Source organism: Microcystis sp. LEGE 08355 (assembly GCF_015207185.1).
In the GTDB taxonomy this organism is placed as follows: Bacteria; Cyanobacteriota; Cyanobacteriia; order Cyanobacteriales; family Microcystaceae; genus Microcystis; species Microcystis panniformis.
The window spans coordinates 1-1,460 of record NZ_JADEXI010000854.1; the positions used below are offsets into that span (position 1 = coordinate 1).

Here is a 1,460-nt window from a genome sequence, read left to right on the forward strand (position 1 = left end):
ACCTAATTTTCAGGGAAAAAGTACCTAAATTTTACCCCCGATCACTCCAATGGTTGGCACTTTTTGAGGGAAAAAAAGTCTAAAAGTCTTACCCAACAAGGTTTTAAGATTTATTCAGCAAACCCTAAATAGAAGATAGATTGTGCCTTCGATCCCCCCTAACCTTGATCAGGGGGGTGCCGAACTGTTTGGTACTTTATTGATGACGACAATGCCCAATTAGCAAAGGTTTGAGCTATTACCACTACAATAAAATTCACTACCTATCTTAATTTAGAGGATTTTTTCTAAACCGTAAACGAGGGATTGCAGCTGAGTAACTTTGCGGATAGAGAGGAGAACCCCCGGCATATAACAGGAGCGATCGCTGGTATCATGACGAAGGGTATAGATTTCCCCGGGGGAACCGAAAATGACTTCCTGGTGGGCAATTAAACCGGGTAAACGCACGCTATGAATACGGATGTTCTCAGCAGTTAAACCGCCTCTAGCGCCGGGGATAGTTTCTTTTTCGGAAACTTGGGCAGGATTAAAGGTTTTACCTAATTCTGCCAGTAATTCTGCGGTTTTGAGTGCCGTTCCACTGGGTGCGTCTGCTTTTTGATTGTGATGCAGTTCGATAATTTCCACATGATCAAAGTAGCGGGATGCTTGCAGGGCAGCCTGTTGTAGTAAAACCATGCCAATGGAAAAATTGGGGATAACTAAACAGCCGGTGCTGGCTTTTTCGGCAAATTCGGCTAAATCTTGCAGTTGTGCCGCCGATAATCCCGTAGTTCCCACCACGGGACGCACTCCATAGGCGATCGCACTGCGGGTATTGTCATAAACACCGTCGGGATGGGTAAAATCCACCATCACCCCTTGCACTTGTTCCTGAGTTGCCAGGACTAAAACACTCTGTAAATCGTCGAGAATCGGCACTTCTAGGGGTTCACAACCGGCCACTTCCCCCACATCCTGACCTCGAAAAGCTGGATTTCGATCCACTGCACCCACTAAGATCATATCGTCGGCACGAGCAACGGCTTTAATGACTTCCCGTCCCATTTTACCGGCTGCACCGTTGACAACCACAGGAATCGGGCCTCTATTTTCAGTCATGGTTAATTATTCTCCTTACATATAACCTGAGTTCGGGATAAGAAAAGGGAGAAGTGATCTGCTGAAAAACAGAAAACCATTCAGCCACCTTGCCCTAGGGTTAGTATAGATGCTTTGTTCTGTCCTGTCGATGATTTTTGCCAATAATTTGCACCTCAATGCTCAAAAAGCTTACTTGCTTATGGACTGAAGACTCGACAACGAAAAAGAAGCTTATGTCTGGGGGAAATTATCGAAAATTTGGGTTAAAACCCCGTCGTTTTACGACGGCTTTTCCTGATTTTCAATGTAGCACTTAAGAACTTCCAGTGGCGCACCTCCTACAGAAGATACAAAATAACTGGGCGACCAAAGAG

At 45.3% G+C, this 1,460-nt stretch carries 2 protein-coding genes; both read right to left on the minus strand.

The window, feature by feature from the left end:
• Positions 1-273: 273 nt before the first annotated feature.
• Positions 274-1,104 carry a 4-hydroxy-tetrahydrodipicolinate reductase gene (dapB, locus tag IQ242_RS24680; RefSeq protein WP_193961766.1) on the minus strand — a complete coding sequence of 277 codons (831 nt, stop codon included), beginning with the start codon at positions 1,102-1,104 and terminating at the stop codon, positions 274-276.
• A gap of 261 nt (positions 1,105-1,365) precedes the next feature.
• Positions 1,366-1,460, minus strand: a 95-nt coding sequence (locus IQ242_RS24685; RefSeq protein WP_193961767.1) for a transposase, incomplete at its 5' end; no start/stop codon positions are given.